This window comes from Pseudoalteromonas agarivorans (genome assembly GCF_024518735.1).
Lineage (GTDB): Bacteria > Pseudomonadota > Gammaproteobacteria > Enterobacterales > Alteromonadaceae > Pseudoalteromonas > Pseudoalteromonas atlantica.
The window spans coordinates 39,085-56,781 of sequence record NZ_JANIGJ010000016.1; the positions used below are offsets into that span (position 1 = coordinate 39,085).

The 17,697-nt window shown below is 41.9% G+C and carries 21 protein-coding genes; 15 read left to right on the forward strand and 6 right to left on the reverse strand.

Features of this window, described 5'->3' with window-relative positions:
- Positions 1-53: 53 nt before the first annotated feature.
- The 7 genes from pepQ to NQT65_RS19515 all read left to right on the forward strand — a co-directional run bounded on the left by pepQ (position 54) and on the right by NQT65_RS19515 (position 5,682).
- The gene (pepQ, locus tag NQT65_RS19485) at positions 54-1,376 is read left to right on the forward strand and encodes a Xaa-Pro dipeptidase (protein WP_004588047.1); all 1,323 of its coding nucleotides are present in this window, start codon (positions 54-56) and stop codon (positions 1,374-1,376) included.
- 86 nt (positions 1,377-1,462) lie between these two features.
- Positions 1,463-2,077 (forward strand): YigZ family protein, encoded by a 615-nt coding sequence (locus tag NQT65_RS19490; RefSeq protein WP_256851884.1) that lies wholly within the window; start codon positions 1,463-1,465, stop codon positions 2,075-2,077.
- A gap of 50 nt (positions 2,078-2,127) precedes the next feature.
- A complete protein-coding gene (locus tag NQT65_RS19495) occupies positions 2,128-3,579 on the forward strand; it encodes a TrkH family potassium uptake protein (protein WP_256851885.1) in 1,452 nt (483 codons plus the stop codon).
- A gap of 29 nt (positions 3,580-3,608) precedes the next feature.
- On the forward strand, positions 3,609-4,271 hold the full coding sequence (locus tag NQT65_RS19500; RefSeq protein WP_256851886.1) for a flagellar brake domain-containing protein: 663 nt from the start codon (positions 3,609-3,611) through the stop codon (positions 4,269-4,271).
- 462 nt (positions 4,272-4,733) lie between these two features.
- Entirely contained in the window at positions 4,734-4,946 is a 213-nt protein-coding gene (locus NQT65_RS19505) for an EF-hand domain-containing protein (protein ID WP_004588043.1), read from the forward strand.
- Positions 4,947-5,075: 129 nt separating this feature from the next.
- Positions 5,076-5,288 carry an EF-hand domain-containing protein gene (locus tag NQT65_RS19510; RefSeq protein ID WP_004588042.1) on the forward strand — a complete coding sequence of 71 codons (213 nt, stop codon included), beginning with the start codon at positions 5,076-5,078 and terminating at the stop codon, positions 5,286-5,288.
- Between the two features lie 178 nt (positions 5,289-5,466).
- A complete protein-coding gene (locus NQT65_RS19515) occupies positions 5,467-5,682 on the forward strand; it encodes an EF-hand domain-containing protein (protein WP_004588041.1) in 216 nt (71 codons plus the stop codon).
- Positions 5,683-5,768: 86 nt separating this feature from the next.
- Here NQT65_RS19515 and trkA read toward each other — a convergent pair whose 3' ends face one another.
- From trkA to def, 4 genes are all read right to left on the reverse strand, one after another.
- The gene (gene trkA, locus NQT65_RS19520) at positions 5,769-7,145 is read right to left on the reverse strand and encodes a Trk system potassium transporter TrkA (protein ID WP_004588040.1); all 1,377 of its coding nucleotides are present in this window, start codon (positions 7,143-7,145) and stop codon (positions 5,769-5,771) included.
- A gap of 75 nt (positions 7,146-7,220) precedes the next feature.
- Positions 7,221-8,516, reverse strand: coding sequence for a 16S rRNA (cytosine(967)-C(5))-methyltransferase RsmB (gene rsmB / locus NQT65_RS19525; RefSeq protein WP_256851887.1), 1,296 nt, complete (start codon positions 8,514-8,516; stop codon positions 7,221-7,223).
- Entirely contained in the window at positions 8,509-9,462 is a 954-nt protein-coding gene (gene fmt, locus NQT65_RS19530; protein WP_256851888.1) for a methionyl-tRNA formyltransferase, read from the reverse strand. Before fmt ends, rsmB begins: the two co-directional genes overlap by 8 nt.
- 21 nt (positions 9,463-9,483) lie before the next feature.
- The gene (gene def / locus NQT65_RS19535) at positions 9,484-9,990 is read right to left on the reverse strand and encodes a peptide deformylase (RefSeq protein ID WP_004588037.1); all 507 of its coding nucleotides are present in this window, start codon (positions 9,988-9,990) and stop codon (positions 9,484-9,486) included.
- Positions 9,991-10,109: 119 nt separating this feature from the next.
- Between def and NQT65_RS19540 the strand changes: the two genes are divergently transcribed.
- The 6 genes from NQT65_RS19540 (at position 10,110) to hemF (ending at position 15,039) form a co-directional block, all read left to right on the forward strand.
- The gene (locus NQT65_RS19540; protein ID WP_004588036.1) at positions 10,110-11,231 is read left to right on the forward strand and encodes a LysM peptidoglycan-binding domain-containing protein; all 1,122 of its coding nucleotides are present in this window, start codon (positions 10,110-10,112) and stop codon (positions 11,229-11,231) included.
- A gap of 31 nt (positions 11,232-11,262) precedes the next feature.
- On the forward strand, positions 11,263-12,354 hold the full coding sequence (gene dprA, locus NQT65_RS19545) for a DNA-processing protein DprA (protein ID WP_004588035.1): 1,092 nt from the start codon (positions 11,263-11,265) through the stop codon (positions 12,352-12,354).
- A gap of 1 nt (position 12,355) precedes the next feature.
- Positions 12,356-12,829 (forward strand): DUF494 family protein, encoded by a 474-nt coding sequence (locus NQT65_RS19550; RefSeq protein ID WP_004588034.1) that lies wholly within the window; start codon positions 12,356-12,358, stop codon positions 12,827-12,829.
- 97 nt (positions 12,830-12,926) lie between these two features.
- Positions 12,927-13,502: a DNA topoisomerase family protein gene (locus tag NQT65_RS19555; protein WP_004588033.1), complete on the forward strand. Its 576-nt coding sequence runs from the start codon at positions 12,927-12,929 to the stop codon at positions 13,500-13,502.
- 21 nt (positions 13,503-13,523) lie between these two features.
- Positions 13,524-14,087, forward strand: a complete 564-nt coding sequence (gene tsaC, locus NQT65_RS19560; protein WP_256851889.1) for an L-threonylcarbamoyladenylate synthase type 1 TsaC — start codon at positions 13,524-13,526, stop codon at positions 14,085-14,087.
- A gap of 1 nt (position 14,088) precedes the next feature.
- On the forward strand, positions 14,089-15,039 hold the full coding sequence (gene hemF, locus NQT65_RS19565; protein WP_256851890.1) for an oxygen-dependent coproporphyrinogen oxidase: 951 nt from the start codon (positions 14,089-14,091) through the stop codon (positions 15,037-15,039).
- Between the two features lie 93 nt (positions 15,040-15,132).
- On the opposite strand, the gene NQT65_RS19570 is transcribed toward hemF, so the two are convergent.
- Positions 15,133-15,570, reverse strand: coding sequence for a group II truncated hemoglobin (locus NQT65_RS19570; protein WP_029773006.1), 438 nt, complete (start codon positions 15,568-15,570; stop codon positions 15,133-15,135).
- A gap of 53 nt (positions 15,571-15,623) precedes the next feature.
- Here NQT65_RS19570 and aroE point away from each other — a divergent pair, with 53 nt between their 5' ends.
- On the forward strand, positions 15,624-16,448 hold the full coding sequence (aroE, locus tag NQT65_RS19575) for a shikimate dehydrogenase (RefSeq protein WP_126005383.1): 825 nt from the start codon (positions 15,624-15,626) through the stop codon (positions 16,446-16,448).
- Entirely contained in the window at positions 16,445-16,705 is a 261-nt protein-coding gene (locus tag NQT65_RS19580) for a DUF1488 family protein (RefSeq protein WP_004588028.1), read from the forward strand. Before aroE ends, NQT65_RS19580 begins: the two co-directional genes overlap by 4 nt.
- Here NQT65_RS19580 and NQT65_RS19585 read toward each other — a convergent pair.
- On the reverse strand, positions 16,688-17,224 hold the full coding sequence (locus tag NQT65_RS19585; RefSeq protein WP_126005385.1) for a gamma carbonic anhydrase family protein: 537 nt from the start codon (positions 17,222-17,224) through the stop codon (positions 16,688-16,690). The genes NQT65_RS19580 and NQT65_RS19585 overlap by 18 nt on opposite strands.
- Positions 17,225-17,697: the final 473 nt, after the last annotated feature.

Consider the following 17,697-nt stretch of genomic DNA (forward strand, 5'->3'; position numbering starts at 1 on the left):
TTACGTTTAAGTGGTAGACTCAAAGCAAGTTAAATTTAACAGATGGATTAACAATGGATAAATTAGCCGTTTTATATGCAGAGCATATTGCCACATTACAACAACGTACGCGTACAATTTGTGACCGTGAAGGGCTCGAGGGTTTAGTTATTCACTCAGGCCAAGCTAAGCGCCAGTTTTTAGACGACATGTATTACCCATTTAAAGTTAATCCACACTTTAAAGCATGGCTTCCTGTTATTGATAATCCACATTGTTGGATTGTGGTAAATGGTAGCGATAAACCGAAGCTTATTTTTTACCGCCCAGTTGATTTTTGGCACAAAGTACCAGATGAGCCGCGTGATTTTTGGGCTGAGTACTTTGATATAGAATTATTGCTACAGCCTGATCAAGTTGAAAAACTATTACCTTACGATAAAGCTAAATACGCTTACATGGGCGAATACCTAGAGGTAGCGCAAGCGCTTGGCTTTAGTATTATGAACCCTGAGCCGGTACTTAACTATTTTCATTATAACCGCGCTTATAAAACGCAGTACGAGCTTGAATGTTTACGCCAAGCAAACCGCATCGCGGTAGATGGACATAAAGCAGCACGCGATACGTTTTATAATGGTGGTAGCGAATTTGATATTCAGCAAGCGTACCTTATGGCTACACGCCAAAGCGAAAACGAAATGCCGTATGGCAACATAGTAGCGCTTAACGAAAACTGCGCTATTTTGCATTACACACATTTTGAGCCAAAAGCACCGCTTACTCATAATTCGTTTTTAATCGATGCTGGCGCAAACTTTAATGGGTATGCCGCAGATATAACCCGTACGTACGATTTTAAAAAACAGGGCGAGTTTGCTGAACTAGTACAAACTATGACGGCAATACAAATTGAGCTAGGCAACGCATTAAAGCCTGGCATGTTATATGGCGATTTACACGTTGATTGTCATAACCGTATTGCGCAAATTCTTAGCGACTTCAATATTGTAAACTTACCCGCAACAGAAATTGTGGAACGTAAAATTACCTCAACATTTTTCCCTCATGGCTTGGGCCATCACCTTGGCTTACAAGTGCACGATATGGGCGGCTTTATGCGTGATGATAAAGGCACCCACCAGCCATCGCCAGAAGGGCACCCATTCTTGCGTTGTACTCGTAAAATAGAGAAAAACCAAGTATTTACTATTGAGCCAGGGCTTTACTTTATAGACTCATTATTAGGTGATTTAGCGCAAACCGACAGTAAGCAGTTTATTAACTGGGAAAAAATCGAGTCGTTAAAACCATACGGCGGTATTCGTATTGAAGACAATATTATTGTTCACGAAGACAGCCTAGAAAATATGACTCGTGATTTAGCGCTCGATTAAGCTAATAAAGACGAGCTCGCCAATACGCGCTAAAATACGCGAATGCAAAGGGGCCTTTTGGCCCCATTTTTAATTGAGCTTTAATTATGTCTGAATATAAATTCCCCGCCGATGATATGTTTCATCAAGAAGAAATTAAAAAAAGCACCTTTATAGTTCATATCGCGCATACGCCAGACCTACAGGCTGCTAAAGCATTTATTAAAAGCATTGAAGAAAAGTACCCAGATGCTCGCCATAATTGTTGGGCGCACGTAGCGGGTAACCCAGGCGGAAGCCATGTTTATGGTTTTTCTGATGATGGCGAGCCAAATGGTACCGCAGGAAAGCCCATGCTTAATGTGCTGGTGGGTTCTGGACTTGGCGAAATTACTGCGGTTGTCACCCGTTATTTTGGCGGTATAAAGCTGGGCACCGGTGGGTTAGTGCGTGCCTATGGTGGGTCGCTTAATAATGCACTTTCGCAGCTAAAAACGGTGACTAAAGTACCGAGTATCGAGATTGTAGGCCAGAGTGAATACAGCATGCAGGGCGCAATAGAGCAATTGTTAAAAACCAATTATCAAGTACTTAATATAGAAAAACAATTTACTGCTAATATTGAATGGGTTATTACTATTGATAGCCGCCAAGCAAAACAGGCCATTAAAGATATTTTTGATTTAAGCCATGGCGCAGTTGAGTTAACTATCAAAGAGTAAGACAATAACTTACACACTTATATTTACTAATAATAAAAGCGATAAGCTACATGCAATTTCGTACCATCATAAAAATCCTTGGCCAACTTGTTGCGCTGTTTAGTATTACCATGGTGCCGCCTGCGGTGGTGTCTTTATTTTATAAAGATGGTGGTGGTGTTCCTTTTGTATTAGCGTTTATATTTAGTGTGGTTATTGGTTTAACAGCTTATTACCCAAACAGGCATGAAAACGGCGACTTAAAAGCACGCGAAGGCTTTTTAATTGTTGTACTGTTTTGGCTGGTACTAGGGGCGTTTGCATCGTTACCGCTGATTTTTTTGCAAGAACCTAATTTGTCTATGGCCGATGCAGTATTTGAGGCCTTCTCTGGCCTTACAACCACTGGGGCCACTGTACTTACCGGAATTGAATACCTGCCTAAGTCTGTTTTGTTTTATCGCCAGCAATTACAGTGGTTTGGCGGTATGGGTATCATTGTACTTGCTGTTGCTATACTGCCCATGCTTGGGGTCGGTGGCATGCAGTTATACCGAGCTGAGATCCCAGGCCCGGTAAAAGATTCAAAAATGACCCCCCGTATTGCCGATACCGCAAAGCACCTTTGGTACATTTATGTGTCGTTAACGGTAACCTGTATGTTGGCGTATTGGGCGGCAGGTATGGAGTGGTTTGATGCTATATGCCATGCGTTTTCTACAGTGGCGATTGGCGGTTTTTCTACTTACGATGCCTCAATAGGGCACTTTGATAGCCCTGTCATTAACTTTATATGTGTTTTCTTTTTAATTATTGCTGCGGTTAACTTTTCACTGCATTACGCGGCGGTAGCGAGTCGTAATATTCAGGTATACATTCGCGACCCTGAATTTAAAGTTTTTTTACTGGTACAGTTAGCGCTGGTGGTTATTTGTTTTACGGTGCTCTCATCTAACGAAATATTTGCCGATGGCGATGAAACCCTCGATCAGGCCTTATTTCAGGCGGTTTCTATGAGTACCACAGCCGGTTTTGCCACCGATAACTTTTCTACTTGGCCGCTGTTTTTACCTATATTGCTTATTTTTTCGAGCTTTATAGGTGGCTGTGCAGGTTCAACCGGTGGCGGTATGAAAGTTGTACGCGTGTTTTTACTTTACCTACAAGGCATACGTGAGCTTAACCGCTTAGTGCACCCACGTGCTATATACTCTATTAAGCTTGGTCGTAAAGCCCTGCCCGATAAAGTAGTTGAAGCGGTTTGGGGGTTTTTCTCAGCGTACGCGTTGGTGTTTATTATTATAATGCTGGCACTAATGGGAACCGGCATGGACAACATTACCGCGTTCTCTGCTACGGCGGCGTGTTTAAATAATTTAGGCCCAGGCTTAGGTGATGTTGCCTCGCATTATGGGGCGGTGAGCGATGGTGCCAAATGGCTATTAACCATTGCCATGGTATTTGGTCGCTTAGAAATATTCACCTTACTCGTGCTATTTACGCCGACCTTTTGGCGTGGGTAATAATATATAAATGATGCTTAGGAACAGGCATGCCACATTCTAATTTAGATAAATTACACCAGTTAACAACAGGGCGATTGGTCGACTTGGAAATTGTTACGCCTACCAGTAGTAAACGCGTAAAAACAGAGTTTATTGGCTTGCTAGAAAATAAATTTATTATTTTAAATTACCCAAGTTCAAAGCGTTTACCTGCTGCAAGTGATTACCTACGTGATGGTGTAATGGTGGTGGTAAGAGCGGTTATAGAAGGCAGTGGCGGACAAGTAATAGCATTTAGGCAGCAGCTTATGTCGGTTGCCTCACACCCTGCTAGGCTCATTTTTATTAATTACCCTACGCAAGTGCAGTTATTTGCACTGCGCGCGCAAACACGCATACCTACCTTATTACCTGCAAAATTAACTCTCAGTGACGATAGAGTACTTGAAGGGGTGATTAAAGACATCTCGCTTACCGGGGTGATGTTTGATGTACGCGGCGATCAAAACGATGAAAATATTAAAGATATGCAATGCACGGTGACGGTTGATACCAACAATAAATCATTTACTGGCGAAATATGCAGTGTAAAAGAACACGCCGCGGGAGTTAATTGTGGTATTAAACTTCTAGCCAGTGAAGATGAAATGAAGGCATTTATGAAAGAGCACTTTATCGATCCCGCGATGCTTGAGCTGCCATTAGAATAAGCACTTTCGCTTAATAGCAACAAATGGCCATTTTTTACTTGAGTGGCAGTCATATTTTTTAAAACTTCAAAAAATAATTTTTATTTTCTATAAAAATCAGTTGTATAGATTAGTTTTACGAGTGAGTTATTTTAATGCGTTAGCTCCCCTCATGGCTAAAATTTAGTCTCTTTTTTCGATAAAACTTCATTCTTACAATTTACGCCGAAAATTGTAGCTTTTTTCTCTTATGTAACTAGCTGTTTTTATTGTATTTAAAAACTTAGCTTTACCCTTTGTTGCTAGTTTGCAACATAAAACCCCGCAAATTTATCAAAAATAGCCAAGTGCTCTTTTAACTAATTGAAATTAATGAGCTTTTAAAACTTGGCATTCAAGTTGTAATAGTCTGGCTGTACTGAACAATAACGTGATTTAAAGTAAAACACTTAATCGCACACATATACTTGAAGGAATTATATTATGAAAAGCATTAATAAAACTTTAGCACTTATCGCCCTTGCTTCATCATCAGCGGCATTTGCAGCAACCGATTTTGATACGTTAGATGTAGATGGCAGCGGCACGATTAGCAAATCAGAGGCATCAATTGATGCAAAACTGATGAGCATGTTCTCAGAATTAGATACTGACCAAGATGGTGAGCTATCAAAAGAAGAATTTTCAGAAGCTTAAAGTGTGGTAACAATCCTGAGTTGCCAATGACAACCTAAGTAGGCAAGGGAGCTTACGAAAAAGGATTACAAGGATTGCGTACACCACGTAGTGAACTTAACTAATTTGTTTATATTGAAGGATTAAATTATGAAGCATTTAAATAAAGCACTCGCATTTATGGCTATTGCCTCTTCTTCTGCTGCCTTTGCAGGGACTGATTTTGACACGCTAGATGTAGATGGCAATGGCGCCATCAGCCAAGCTGAAGCATCGGTTGATGCGGATTTAATGGCTGAGTTTGTTGAGCTTGATACCGACGGAAATGGTGAGCTTTCAAAGCAAGAGTTCTCTAAATACTAGGGTGTGATGATCTTTGCCAATTGAGCGCAGGGCAGCGCATGTTCACTTAGCAAAGAGTCATTTGCTCTAATCCAATGTGCATTAAAACTTAATAATGCACATTGGCAAAAGCACTTTTTAGTTAATTTTTAAACCCATGGATCTTAGAAAAGGATTTCCTCTTAATTAGGACACAACTATGAAAACATTAAATACAGCACTTGCCGTTATCGTATTAGCTTCTTCATCAGCGGCGTATGCTGCAGTCGACTTTGCCTCGTTTGATGCCGATGGTGATGGTGCAATTTCAAAGCAAGAAGCGCAGGTAAATTCACAGCTAGTGAAGATTTTTGACCAGCTAGATACTGATGGTAATGGTGAAATTTCTGAGCAAGAGTTTTCAAAAGTACAGTAATTAGTAAGCTGCTAAGCAGGGTTGCCTAGCATTAAAAAAACATACTCCACTAAAGCCGCCTTAGTCAGCGGCTTTTTTGTGTTTAACTATAAAAATATAGCGCTAACTTGGAATAGCTTTTCTACTACGTTGATATGCTTTTTATCGATTAAAAACATAATAACGTGATCACCAGACATAATAACCGTGTCGTCGTGGGCAATCAGTACGTCGTCATTACGTACAATAGCGCCAATCGTTGTACCTGCAGGTAGCTTGATATCGGCAATCGCACGGCCAACTACTTTTGATGTGTTTTCATCGCCATGGGCAACGGCTTCAATGGCCTCTGCCGCGCCTTTACGTAACGAGTACACATTAACAATATCGCCACGGCGTACGTGTGTAAGTAGCGCCGAAATAGTTGCTTGTTGTGGTGATATAGCAATATCTATTTCACCCCCTTGCACTAAATCTACATACGCACCACGCTGAATAAGCACCATGGTTTTTTGTGCGCCCATGCGTTTTGCAAGCATAGCCGACATTATATTTGCTTCATCGTCGTTGGTTACGGCAATAAACACATCAACTTGCTCTATGTGCTCTTCAGATAGTAGTTCTTGGTCTGAGGCGTCTCCACAAAACACGACGGTGTTATCTAGCATTTCAGAGAGTTGCTCAGCACGCTCTTTACTGCGCTCTAGTAACTTAACGCTGTGGTTTTTTTCCAGTGAGCGAGCAAGGCCTGCACCAATGTTACCACCACCGGCTATCATAATTTTTTTGTAAGAACGCTCAAGTTTTTGTAGCTCGTTCATAACTGCGCGAATATGCTTAGTGGCAGCAATGAAAAATACTTCATCGTCCGCTTCTATTACCGTGGTGCCCAGTGGCTTTATAGCTTTACCTTGGCGATAAATTGCTGCTACACGGGTTTCTACATTCGGAATATGCTCTTTTAAAGCAGAAAGCGCATAACCCACTAATAAGCCACCGTAGTAAGCTTTTACAGCCACAAGAGAGAGCATGCCATCGGCAAATTGCAGCACTTGCAACGCGCCCGGGTAATCTATTAAACGGCGAATATATTTGGTAACAAGTGCTTCGGGGGCAATATAGTGATCAACCGGGAGGTCATCGTTATGAAATAGCTTTTCGCGGTATTTTAAATATTGCTCTGATCGGATACGGGCTATTTTAGTTGGCGTATTAAAAATACTATACGCGACTTGGCACGCCACCATATTAACTTCATCTGAGCTGGTTACCGCAATAATCATGTCGGCGTCTTCAGCACCTGCACGTCTGAGCACATCTGGGTGTGCACTGTGCCCCGTGACCCCTTGTAAGTCGTACTTATCTTGTAGCTCTCGTAAGCGGTTGCCGTCTATATCAACAACGGTTATTTCGTTTTGTTCGCCAACTAAGTTTTCAGCAAGCGTACCACCGACTTGTCCGGCACCGAGTATGATTATTTTCATTATTTACCCGAATTACTGTTTAATTAAAAAAATAGCCATTTACTGTTTAATAAATGGCTATTGAGTGTACGGCTATTAGGCTTTTTTAACTAGCTTAGCGTAATAAAATCCGTCGCTTTCACCTGGTAGTAATTGTAAACCAGGGTTGGTAACTGTGTCGTTGTCGTGCAGTGGTATATGCTCAACGTCACTATTATTAGCTAAAAATTTAGCGACTTGCTGTTGGTTCTCTTGCGGCAGTACCGAACAGGTTGCGTATATCATTGTGCCGCCTGGTTTAAGTAGCGGCCAAATGCTATTGAGTATATCGCTTTGTAGTGTGGCTAAATCTTCAATGTCGGATGCGCGGCGAAGCCATTTAATATCTGGGTGGCGGCGTATAACACCGGTTGCCGAACAAGGGACATCTAATAAAATGCGGTCAAACTGTTGCTCATCCCACCAGGTGTGTGGCTGCGAAGCGTCTGCACATTGTAGGTCTGCGCCTAAACCGATACGGGTTAAATTTTGTTTAACACGTTCTAGGCGAGTGGCGTCACTATCAAGTGCTAATACTTCTGCATCAGCAAGCTCTAATATATGACATGTTTTACCGCCAGGTGCTGCACAGGCATCTAAAATGTATTCATCAGCTTGAGGTGCTAAAAAGCGTGCGGCTAATTGCGCTGCGGCGTCTTGTACTGAGCAGGCGCCCACATCAAATTCTGGCAACGAAAATACATCACGCGGCTTAGCTAGTTTAATACCATCAACAAACTCAGGGTTTAACGTGTGCTCTATATCGTTAGCCGTTAACATTTCGCTGTATTGTTGCGTGCTGTATTGGGCTTGATTGACACGTAACCACATAGGGGCTTGTTGTTGGTTTTCTTCAAGAAGCGCTTCCCAGTTGCCTGGGTAGGCAGCTTGCACTTGTTTAATAAACCAATTTGGATGGTTATATAAACACACTGGTATTTGCTTGGCTTTTTCTTCAAGCTCGCTTTGTTGGCGCTGAAAACTACGCAAAATAGCGTTGATTAAGCCTTTTAAGCCTAATGCACGCATTTGGCCAAGGGCATTAACGGTTTCAGAGATGGCGGCATGCGGTGGCACGCGCATATGCTGCAGCTGATAGATACCGACATACAACAAAAACTGAAAAATACGACGCTTACCTTTAAGTGGCTGTTCTACTAAATGTTGGCAGTAGTTTTCAAGGCTAGGTAGGTAGCGCAACACGCCGTAACAAATTTGCTGTAATAGCGCTTTGTCTTTAGGGGGCAGCCCTTGGCTGGCAAATGGTAGCTCTTGATTTAGCGAAGCGCCTTTATCAACCACGTTATATAAAGTTTCAGCGGCAAGCGCACGTACGTTTTGAACATTACTCATTGTTTTCGCCTAATACGGTGCCAGGAGTTACCCAGTCACTGCGACCGTTTAAAAAGTCGCTAATTGCCATTGGTTTTTTACCTTGGGGTTGCAGCTGTGTAATACTTAATGCCTGCTTGCCACACGCCACTACAATGCCGTTTTTATCGCTTGATAAAACAACGCCCGCACGGCCTGTTTGCTCAACGACTGAGGCTTGGTAAATTTTTACGCTGTGCTCACCCATTTGAGTAAAACACACTGGCCATGGATTAAATGCACGAATATTACGCTCAATTTGTACGGCATCCATCGTCCAATCAATATTTGCTTCCTCTTTTGAAAGCTTTTTAGCGTAATTTGCCAGCTCGTCGTTTTGCGGCTCTGCTATAAGCTCGCCATTGGCTAACTTATTAATGGTTTGAACAAGTGCTCCGGGACCAAGTTCAGCCAGTTTAGTGTATAAACTGGCACTGGTTTCATCCGCAGCAATAGGGCAGCGGCTAATGTGCAGCATGTCGCCGGTATCAAGCCCTTCATCCATTTGCATTATGGTTACGCCGGTATCTTCATCGCCAGCCCAAATTGCGCGCTGTATAGGCGCAGCACCGCGCCAGCGCGGTAAAATAGAGCCATGCACATTTAAGCACCCTAAGCGTGGCGCCTCTAAAATGGCTTTTGGTAAAATTAACCCATAAGCCACCACAATCATGATATCGGCATTTAAGCTTTTAAGCTCAGTGAGTGCGTCTTCATTTTTTAATGATTGTGGCTGAAAAACAGGTAGTTCATGTTCAAGCGCAAGCGCTTTTACTTCACTGGCTTTTAATTTTTTACCACGCCCAGCAGGGCGATCTGGTTGGCTGTAAACACCAACAATTTGGTGTTCGCTTTGAATTAACGCTTGTAGGTGACGAGCGGCAAAGTCCGGCGTACCGGCAAATATAATGCGTAGTGGTTTTGTCACTGAGTTTTCCTAAGGTGCTTATTACTTCGCGGCAAATTTAGCTTCTTTTTCAAGCTTTTTGCGAATACGTTGACGCTTTAATGGCGATAGGTAATCGATAAATAGTTTACCTTGTAAGTGATCTAGTTCGTGTTGAATACAAATAGCTAATAGCTCATCTGCATCTAGTACAAATTCTTCACCATTTTCGTTAAGAGCAGCAACGGTTACGGTTTCAGCACGGTCTACTTTTGCGTAAGAGTTAGGCACTGATAAACAGCCTTCTTCGCTAATTGTTGCACCATCTTTTTTAATAATTTGTGGGTTAATTAAAACCAGTGGTTCGTCGCGTTCTTCTGATACGTCGATCACCACAATACGTTGATGAATATCAACCTGTGTAGCAGCTAGCCCAATGCCGTTTTCATCGTACATTGTCTCTAGCATGTCTTTTACAATTTGGCGAACGTTGTCATCAACCTGTGCAACTTCTTTTGCTACCGTACGTAAACGCTCATCTGGAAATCTTAAAACTTCTAACCTAGCCATAGTTACCTTTTTACACTTGTGCTTAATTTAGGGTATTGTATGCTCTTATTTTAGCCATTCGCGTTCCCCTTTAACAGGTTTTGGTCAATAATAATGAAAAAACAATACAAGGAAGCCCAATGAAATCTCAATTGGCTGCAATTATGTTTGCACTAAGTACTGCTTTTCCTGCAGTCGCTGATGTTTTACAAATAAAAAAAGATGCTCCAAAACAATATGTTGTAAAAAAAGGCGATACCCTTTGGGATATTTCCGGCATTTATTTAGAAGAACCATGGCTGTGGCCAGAGTTGTGGCAAATGAACCCGCAAATAGATAACCCGCATCTAATTTACCCAGGCGATGCACTCGCGTTAGTGTACGACGCCGACGGTAACCCGCGTTTGGTGATTAATAAAGCGTACAGAAAGTTATCGCCGCAAGGGCGTATTACACCAAAAGGTAATAACGCCATCACCACTTTGCCACTTGAAATAATTAAACCTTATTTAAGTTATGAGCAAGCGATTAACAGCGATGACATAGATGATAAGCCGTATATTTTAGGGGCAAACGAAAATACTAAAACGCAAACTCTCGGGCATATTTTATACGTTAAGGGCGATTTAAAAGTACATAAAGCGTATGCTATTTATCACAAAGGCGAACCTTACATAGATACACAAACCGGTGAAGAGCTAGCTACTCGCGCTACTTATGTCGGTATGGCTCGTGCATTTAGAACGGGCGATGAAAGCAATGGCGTACCATCGTCTTTACGGGTTGAGTCAGTTAAACAAGAAATACAACAAGGCGATTTTTTACTCCCTGCTATGCAAGGCCAAATGTTACCAGCGTACTTTAATATGCATCGTCCTAAGCAAAGTGTATCAGGCAGTGTTATTGACTCGCCGCGCCAAGTAAGAGAATTCAGCACAATGGATGTAGTGGTGCTAAACTTAGGTGCTGAGCAACAAATTGAAGTTGGTCATATCCTCGATTTAGAACGCCAATCACCCACCGTTATTGATGGCCCACGAGGACCGCGTTATCCAGAGGATTCGAGCAAATTTGAAAAGCTTTTATCTGATGCAGGTGAATTATTTGGCAGCGAGCCAGATGAAGACACCACAACATGGACAATGCCACACGAAAAAGTGGGTGAGTTAATTGTATTTAAAGTGTATGACAAAGTGAGTTATGCATTAATAACAAAAAATCAGCACCCAATTCGCGTTGGAGATAGTGTAGTAATTCATTAAGTTGTAGCGAGTCGGTGCTCTAGGAGAGAGCATGGATCAGTCATCTGGCAAGCTAGCCCACTGGCTTGCCTTTTATATGTGTAAAGGCTTAGGTATTAAAACACTGTTAGCCTTATCACATACTCACCCCCTCGAATCATTATTTGATTTAAACCAAAGTGAATTACAACAGCTTGGCCTTACCCAAAACCAAGCCTGCAACTTACTCAATACCAATTGGCAGCAAGTAAACCATTACGAGCAACAAATACAGCAGCTTAATATTACAGTGGTGTGTATTTTTGATGCGCTATACCCAAACGAGCTAAAACACATAGCCAGTGCCCCTTTACTGTTATTTTGTAAAGGTGATATATCGCTGTTATCTAGCCCGCAAGTGGCCATTGTTGGTAGTAGAAACGCGACCCCTACGGGGCTTGAAATAGCTTCGGAGCTTGCTTATCAGCTTACTTTAGCCGGTATTACTGTTACCTCGGGCATGGCGCGAGGTATTGATGGTGCCGCGCACAAAGGCGCATTGGCCAATAATGGCAAAACAATTGGTGTATTAGGGACTGGGGTTGATATTTACTACCCCAAACGCCATAAATTATTAACAGACCAAGTATTAGAGCATGGCTTATTAATAAGCGAGTTTTTACCGGGTACCGCTGCTAATGCGCATAACTTTCCACGCAGAAACCGTATTATATCTGGGCTGTCTTTAGGCGTGGTTATTGTAGAGGCTGAAATTAAAAGCGGTTCATTGATCACGGTACGTTACGCTATTGAACAAAATAAAGAAGTGTTTGCAGTACCTGGCTCTATTAAAAACCCTTTATCGCAAGCGAGTCATTTTTTAATAAAGCAGGGCGCTAAGTTAGTCGAAAATGTAACAGATATTTTGGATGAGGTGAGCTTTTCTTATCAAAGCGGTCTATATAATAAAGAGGAGCCTGTAAACAAACAGTCACAGTGTGAGGTGTTAAATAGTATAGGGTATGAGGTAACCAGTGTTGATGAAATTGTACGTCGCGCCAAGTGGCCAATTGATAAAGTGCTGGCAAGGTTGCTCGATTTAGAGTTAGACGACGAAATAGAGCGAGTGTTAGACGGGTATATAAAGCTAAGCACAGGAAGGTAATATGTTTGATATTCTCATGTATCTTTTTGAAAACTACATTCACAGTGAAGCCGATATTTATATTGAAGAAAACGAGCTTACCGATGAATTACTTCGCGCGGGCTTTAATAAGACCGAAATTTTTAAAGCGTTAAACTGGCTTGAACAATTGGCCGATTTACAACGCAGCGACGAGTCGCCCTACTTAATTACAAAGCCTCACCAAGCAATGCGCATTTTTACCGATAGCGAATGCAAAATGTTAAACGTTGAATGCCGTGGCTTTTTGATGTTTTTAGAGCAAATAAGGGTCGTTAACAGTGTAACCCGTGAAATGGTTATGGACCGCCTAGCCGCATTAGATAAACCTTATATTTCGCTCGATGACTTAAAGTGGGTGGTGCTTATGGTGTTATTTAACGTACCTGGCTCAGAAGAGGCTTACGAGCAGATGGAAGACCTTATATTTGACGAACCCACCGAACTTCTACATTAAAATTGTATGCCAAACCACTTAAAGATATATGCACAGCTTGTATCTTTAAGTGGTTTGGGTATATTAGGCGAAAATTCAGCAACCCGTTAGGAACCTCATGAGTAAAATCGACCATTCGCTTTTCTCGGCGGATAAACACGCCTTAGAAAAAGAATACGAAGTCTGCCCACAATGTGGTTCTGAATTAGTGATCCGTAACTCTAAAACAGGTCCGTTTTTGGGTTGTGCTAGTTACCCTAAATGCGACTTTATTCGTCCATTAGCGCATCACGACAGCAACGAAATAAAGGTTCTTGAAGATTCAGCCTGCCCACAGTGCACAAAACCGCTGGTGGTTAAAAACGGCCGTTATGGTATGTTTATTGGGTGTACAGGGTACCCTGAGTGTCATTATATCGCCCACGATGACGAACCTAATAATAACGATGATGAATTACCTGGGTGTCCTAAATGCAAAAAAGGGCAGCTAGTTGCACGCAGCAATAAATTTGGTAAAACGTTTTACTCATGCGATTGTTACCCAAGCTGTAAATATACTCTAAATAACAAACCCATAGCCAAGCCATGCCCTAAGTGCGATTGGCCGCTTGTTATTGAGAAAAAAATGGCCAATGGTACTGTGCTACAGTGCCCACAAAAAAGTTGCCTGCATAAACTTACCACTACTGATTAATATAAATTTCTGGAGCATATTTTGTCAGACCTTTCTACATTGCCTACGGCTATATCTTGCTTAGAACAAGGTGAAGTTATTTTATATCCTACTGAAGCTGTCTATGGTTTAGGGTGTGATCCAGATAATCAGCAAGCTGTTGAGAAGTTGCTAGAAATAAAACAGCGTCCCGTTGAAAAGGGCCTTATTCTAATCGCCGATAACTACGGCCAGTTATTAAAGTATGTTGACGATGTAAAGCTGCCAATGGACAAACGCGCTGATATTTTTTCTAGTTGGCCCGGTGCTATTACCTGGGTAATGCCTGCAGCTAAAAATACGCCTAAATGGTTAACAGGGCAGTTTGATACGATTGCCGTTCGGGTTACTGATCATCCAAGTGTTAAGCGCTTATGCCAGCTATTAGGCAAGCCTCTTGTCTCTACTAGTGCTAATTTAACCGGACAGCCAACGGTAACAAGTATTGAACAAGCCAAGCAGCAATTTGCAGATAAGGTAGGCTGTTACATTGATGAGCCCTTAGGGGGCAACATGCAGCCAAGCACAATTAAAGACGCCATGACTGGCAAAGTATTTAGAGGTTAATATGCAAAGCGAATTATTAGAACAAGTAAAAGCGTATTTTATGGCTTTGCAAGACACCATTTGCCAAGGTTTAGAGCAGGCCGATGGCAGTGCAAAATTTGTAGAAGATAGCTGGCAACGTGCCGAAGGTGGCGGCGGGCGTACGCGTGTTACCACTAACGGCAATGTAATAGAGCAAGGCGGCGTTAACTACTCGCATGTTTTTGGTGCATCTATGCCGGGCTCTGCGACCGCTCATAGGCCAGAGCTTGCAGGGCGAAGCTTTCATGCATGTGGTGTTTCATTAGTTATTCATCCAAAAAACCCACATGTTCCTACAAGTCATGCCAATGTACGCTTTTTTATAGCTGAAAAAGAAGGCGAAGAGCCTATTTGGTGGTTTGGCGGAGGGTTTGACTTAACGCCTTTTTACCCCGTTTTTGAAGATGTACAGCATTGGCACCAAGTCGCACACAACATTTGTGCACCATTTGGTGAACAAGTGTATCCAAAATACAAAACGTGGTGTGATGAATATTTTTACCTAAAACATCGCGACGAAACACGCGGTGTAGGCGGCTTATTTTTTGATGACTTAAACGAGCTAGGGTTTGAGCAGAGCTTTGCATTTATGCAATCGGTTGGTAATGGTTTTTTAGATGCGTACTTACCTATTATTGAGCGTCGTAAAAATGATGAATACACGCAACAGCAGCGTGACTTTCAATTGTATCGCCGCGGTCGTTACGTAGAATTTAACCTTGTGTGGGATAGAGGCACTTTATTTGGTTTACAAAGCGGTGGGCGCACAGAGTCTATATTAATGTCGATGCCACCACTGGCGCGTTGGGAGTACAATTATAAGCCCGCGCCCGACAGCGCAGAGGCTAATTTGTATCAATACTATTTACGTCCACAAGAGTGGCTAAGCACTAAACCCACTGATTTGATAGCCAGAGAGTGGCAGTTATAAATATTAAATTAAGGTAGGGGCTGTTCAATCCGCAAAGGTCAATAAACCCTAATAAAAGGCGCTAAACAGCGCCTTTTTGCTAAGTAGTTACAATTAGTGTTCATTAATCATATGGGTGGCAAGTTGTCCAAAAGACTGCTTTAACCCTTCGCGCAGTAGGGGGTTGTCTACTTCTATATCGAGGGTTTTATTCATGCAATACATCCACTGATCGCGCAGGTCTTTATTTATAGTAAAAGGCATATGGCGTTTGCGCAGCATAGGTTGGCCATGTTTTTCAGTAAATAGGTTAGGGCCGCCTAACCAACCCGATAAAAACTCAAAAAACACTTGGCGAATTCTATCTAATGGCAGAGGATGCATATCATATAATGGTTTGGCGTATTCATCGCTGGCCATTATGTCGTAGAATCTATTAGCAATAGCACGGGTACCTGCTTCTCCACCAATTATTTCATATGGTGTTTTCTCAGGAGTGGGCGCTGGTTGCTCAGGAGCTGGTTTAGATTTTGAAAAAAGTCGTTTAATCATATTACTTATCATCGTTAATAGGCAGTGTATAGCTGCAAAGAGGTTGCTTTAAAATGGACAAATATGCGGTTTTTGGAAATCCAATCAAACATTCAAAATCCCCCGCGATACATAAACAATTTGCTGTATCTTTGGGTGAGCAAATCGACTACCGCGCAATATTAGCACCTATCGATCACTTTGAAAAAACAGTAACCACCTTTTTTGAGCAAGGCGGAATAGGTGCCAACGTTACTATGCCATTTAAAGAGCAAGCGTATGCCATGGCTGATGAACTCACCCCACTTGCTAAAATTGTTGGTGCAGTTAACACACTTAAAAAACGCGATGATGGCACTTTATTAGGCGATAACACCGATGGCGTGGGCTTTGTTAATGATTTACTTGCCAATGAAGTGACAATTACCAATAAGCGTATTTTAATTATTGGTGCTGGTGGCGCAGCAAGAGGGGTAATACTACCGCTACTTGAGCATAACCCAGCTGAAATAACGATTGTTAATCGCACGGCAAAAAAAGCGCAAGACTTAGCGCAACTATTTGCTGAATATGGCAAGGTAACAGGCTATGGGTTTGATACATTACCTGTAAGCAATTACTCACTTATCGTAAATTCTACCTCTAGCAGTATGAACAACGAGTTACCAGCACTTGACGAAAAACACCTAAGTCAGTGCGCAGTGGCATACGATATGTTTTACTCCCAGCAAAATACCGTATTTATGAACTGGGTTGCAGAGCATAATAACCACGCTAAGCTGTTAGATGGCAGCGGTATGTTGGTAGGCCAAGCCGCACAGGCATATTATGTATGGCGTAATAAAATGCCCGCTATACTTCCTGTTGTTAAAGCACTAAAACAAGGCATGCTTAAATGAATCAAGCCATACAGTTTATAGATAGACTCGAGTTTAGAGAACCTTCCCACCAACTAGTCTTTTTTGCACAAGTAACAGGGATGCTGGTGGAGTGTATTATAGATTTACGAAAGCTAGGGCTTCAAGATGAAAGCCATGCAACGCAGCATTTTGATAAATACCGATTTGATTACGAAGAATGTGCCGAGCAACTTATAGAAAATGAAAGTTATAACTCGGCAGGGCAGATAGAAGTGAATCTAGTTGATCTCTGCTAAATACTCGTCTTTTAATTGCACATAGTTATCTGCCGATACTTTTAAAAAGGCAAGCTCTTGCTCTGTTAATGGGCGGGCTTGCTTTACTGGACTACCAACATATAAATAACCAGACTCCAATCGTTTATTTGGCGGTACTAATGAACCCCCACCAATAATAACGTCGTCCTCTACTATTACATTATCCATTACAATAGCGCCCATACCGACAAGTATACGATTTCCAAGCGTACATCCATGCAGCATCACCTTGTGTCCTACTGTCACATCATCACCAATAACAAGTGGGTAACCATCTGGGTTGCTTTTAGTCGCGCGTGATAAATGAAGAACACTACCATCTTGTATATTTGTACGTTCACCAATACGTATATAGTTAACATCTCCTCGCGCTGCCACTAATGGCCATACGCTACTGTGGTCACCAATAGTAATATCTCCTACCAAAACAGACGATTCATCAACATAAACAGACGAATTAAAAGAGGGAGTCACACCTTTATAAGAACGGATAGCCATATATATACCTTTTAAATACCAGTTATAGTCGCTTGAGTGTAACAGCAACACTTAAATATAGGCCAGAAAAGGCCTGTTTTGATTATAAAACTACCAGCTATAGAGGGTTTAGTTCACATATTGACCGAACAGTGCTTTTTTTTGGTTTTTCTTTAAAAAAGTGCTTGCGTAAAAATCTGTTCTCCCTATAATGCGACCCCACTGAGACGGGGAACGCCAACGCATAGCGAGGCAGGAGCTGCTCACAGAGTTAAGTAAAACTTCAATTTTAAATCTTCTAAAAAGAAAGTTTAAAATTAAGTGTTGACTCGAAAAATAAAGGGTGTATTATACGCATCCCTAGCGGCAACGTCGCAACGTTCTTTAACAATATAAAGCAATCATCTGTGTGGGCACTCGTACAGATTGAGTTCTAACAGCCAAGCTACTTAGGTAGTGAGGCAAACAAATTTAGAGTCTCAATTGAAACTGAG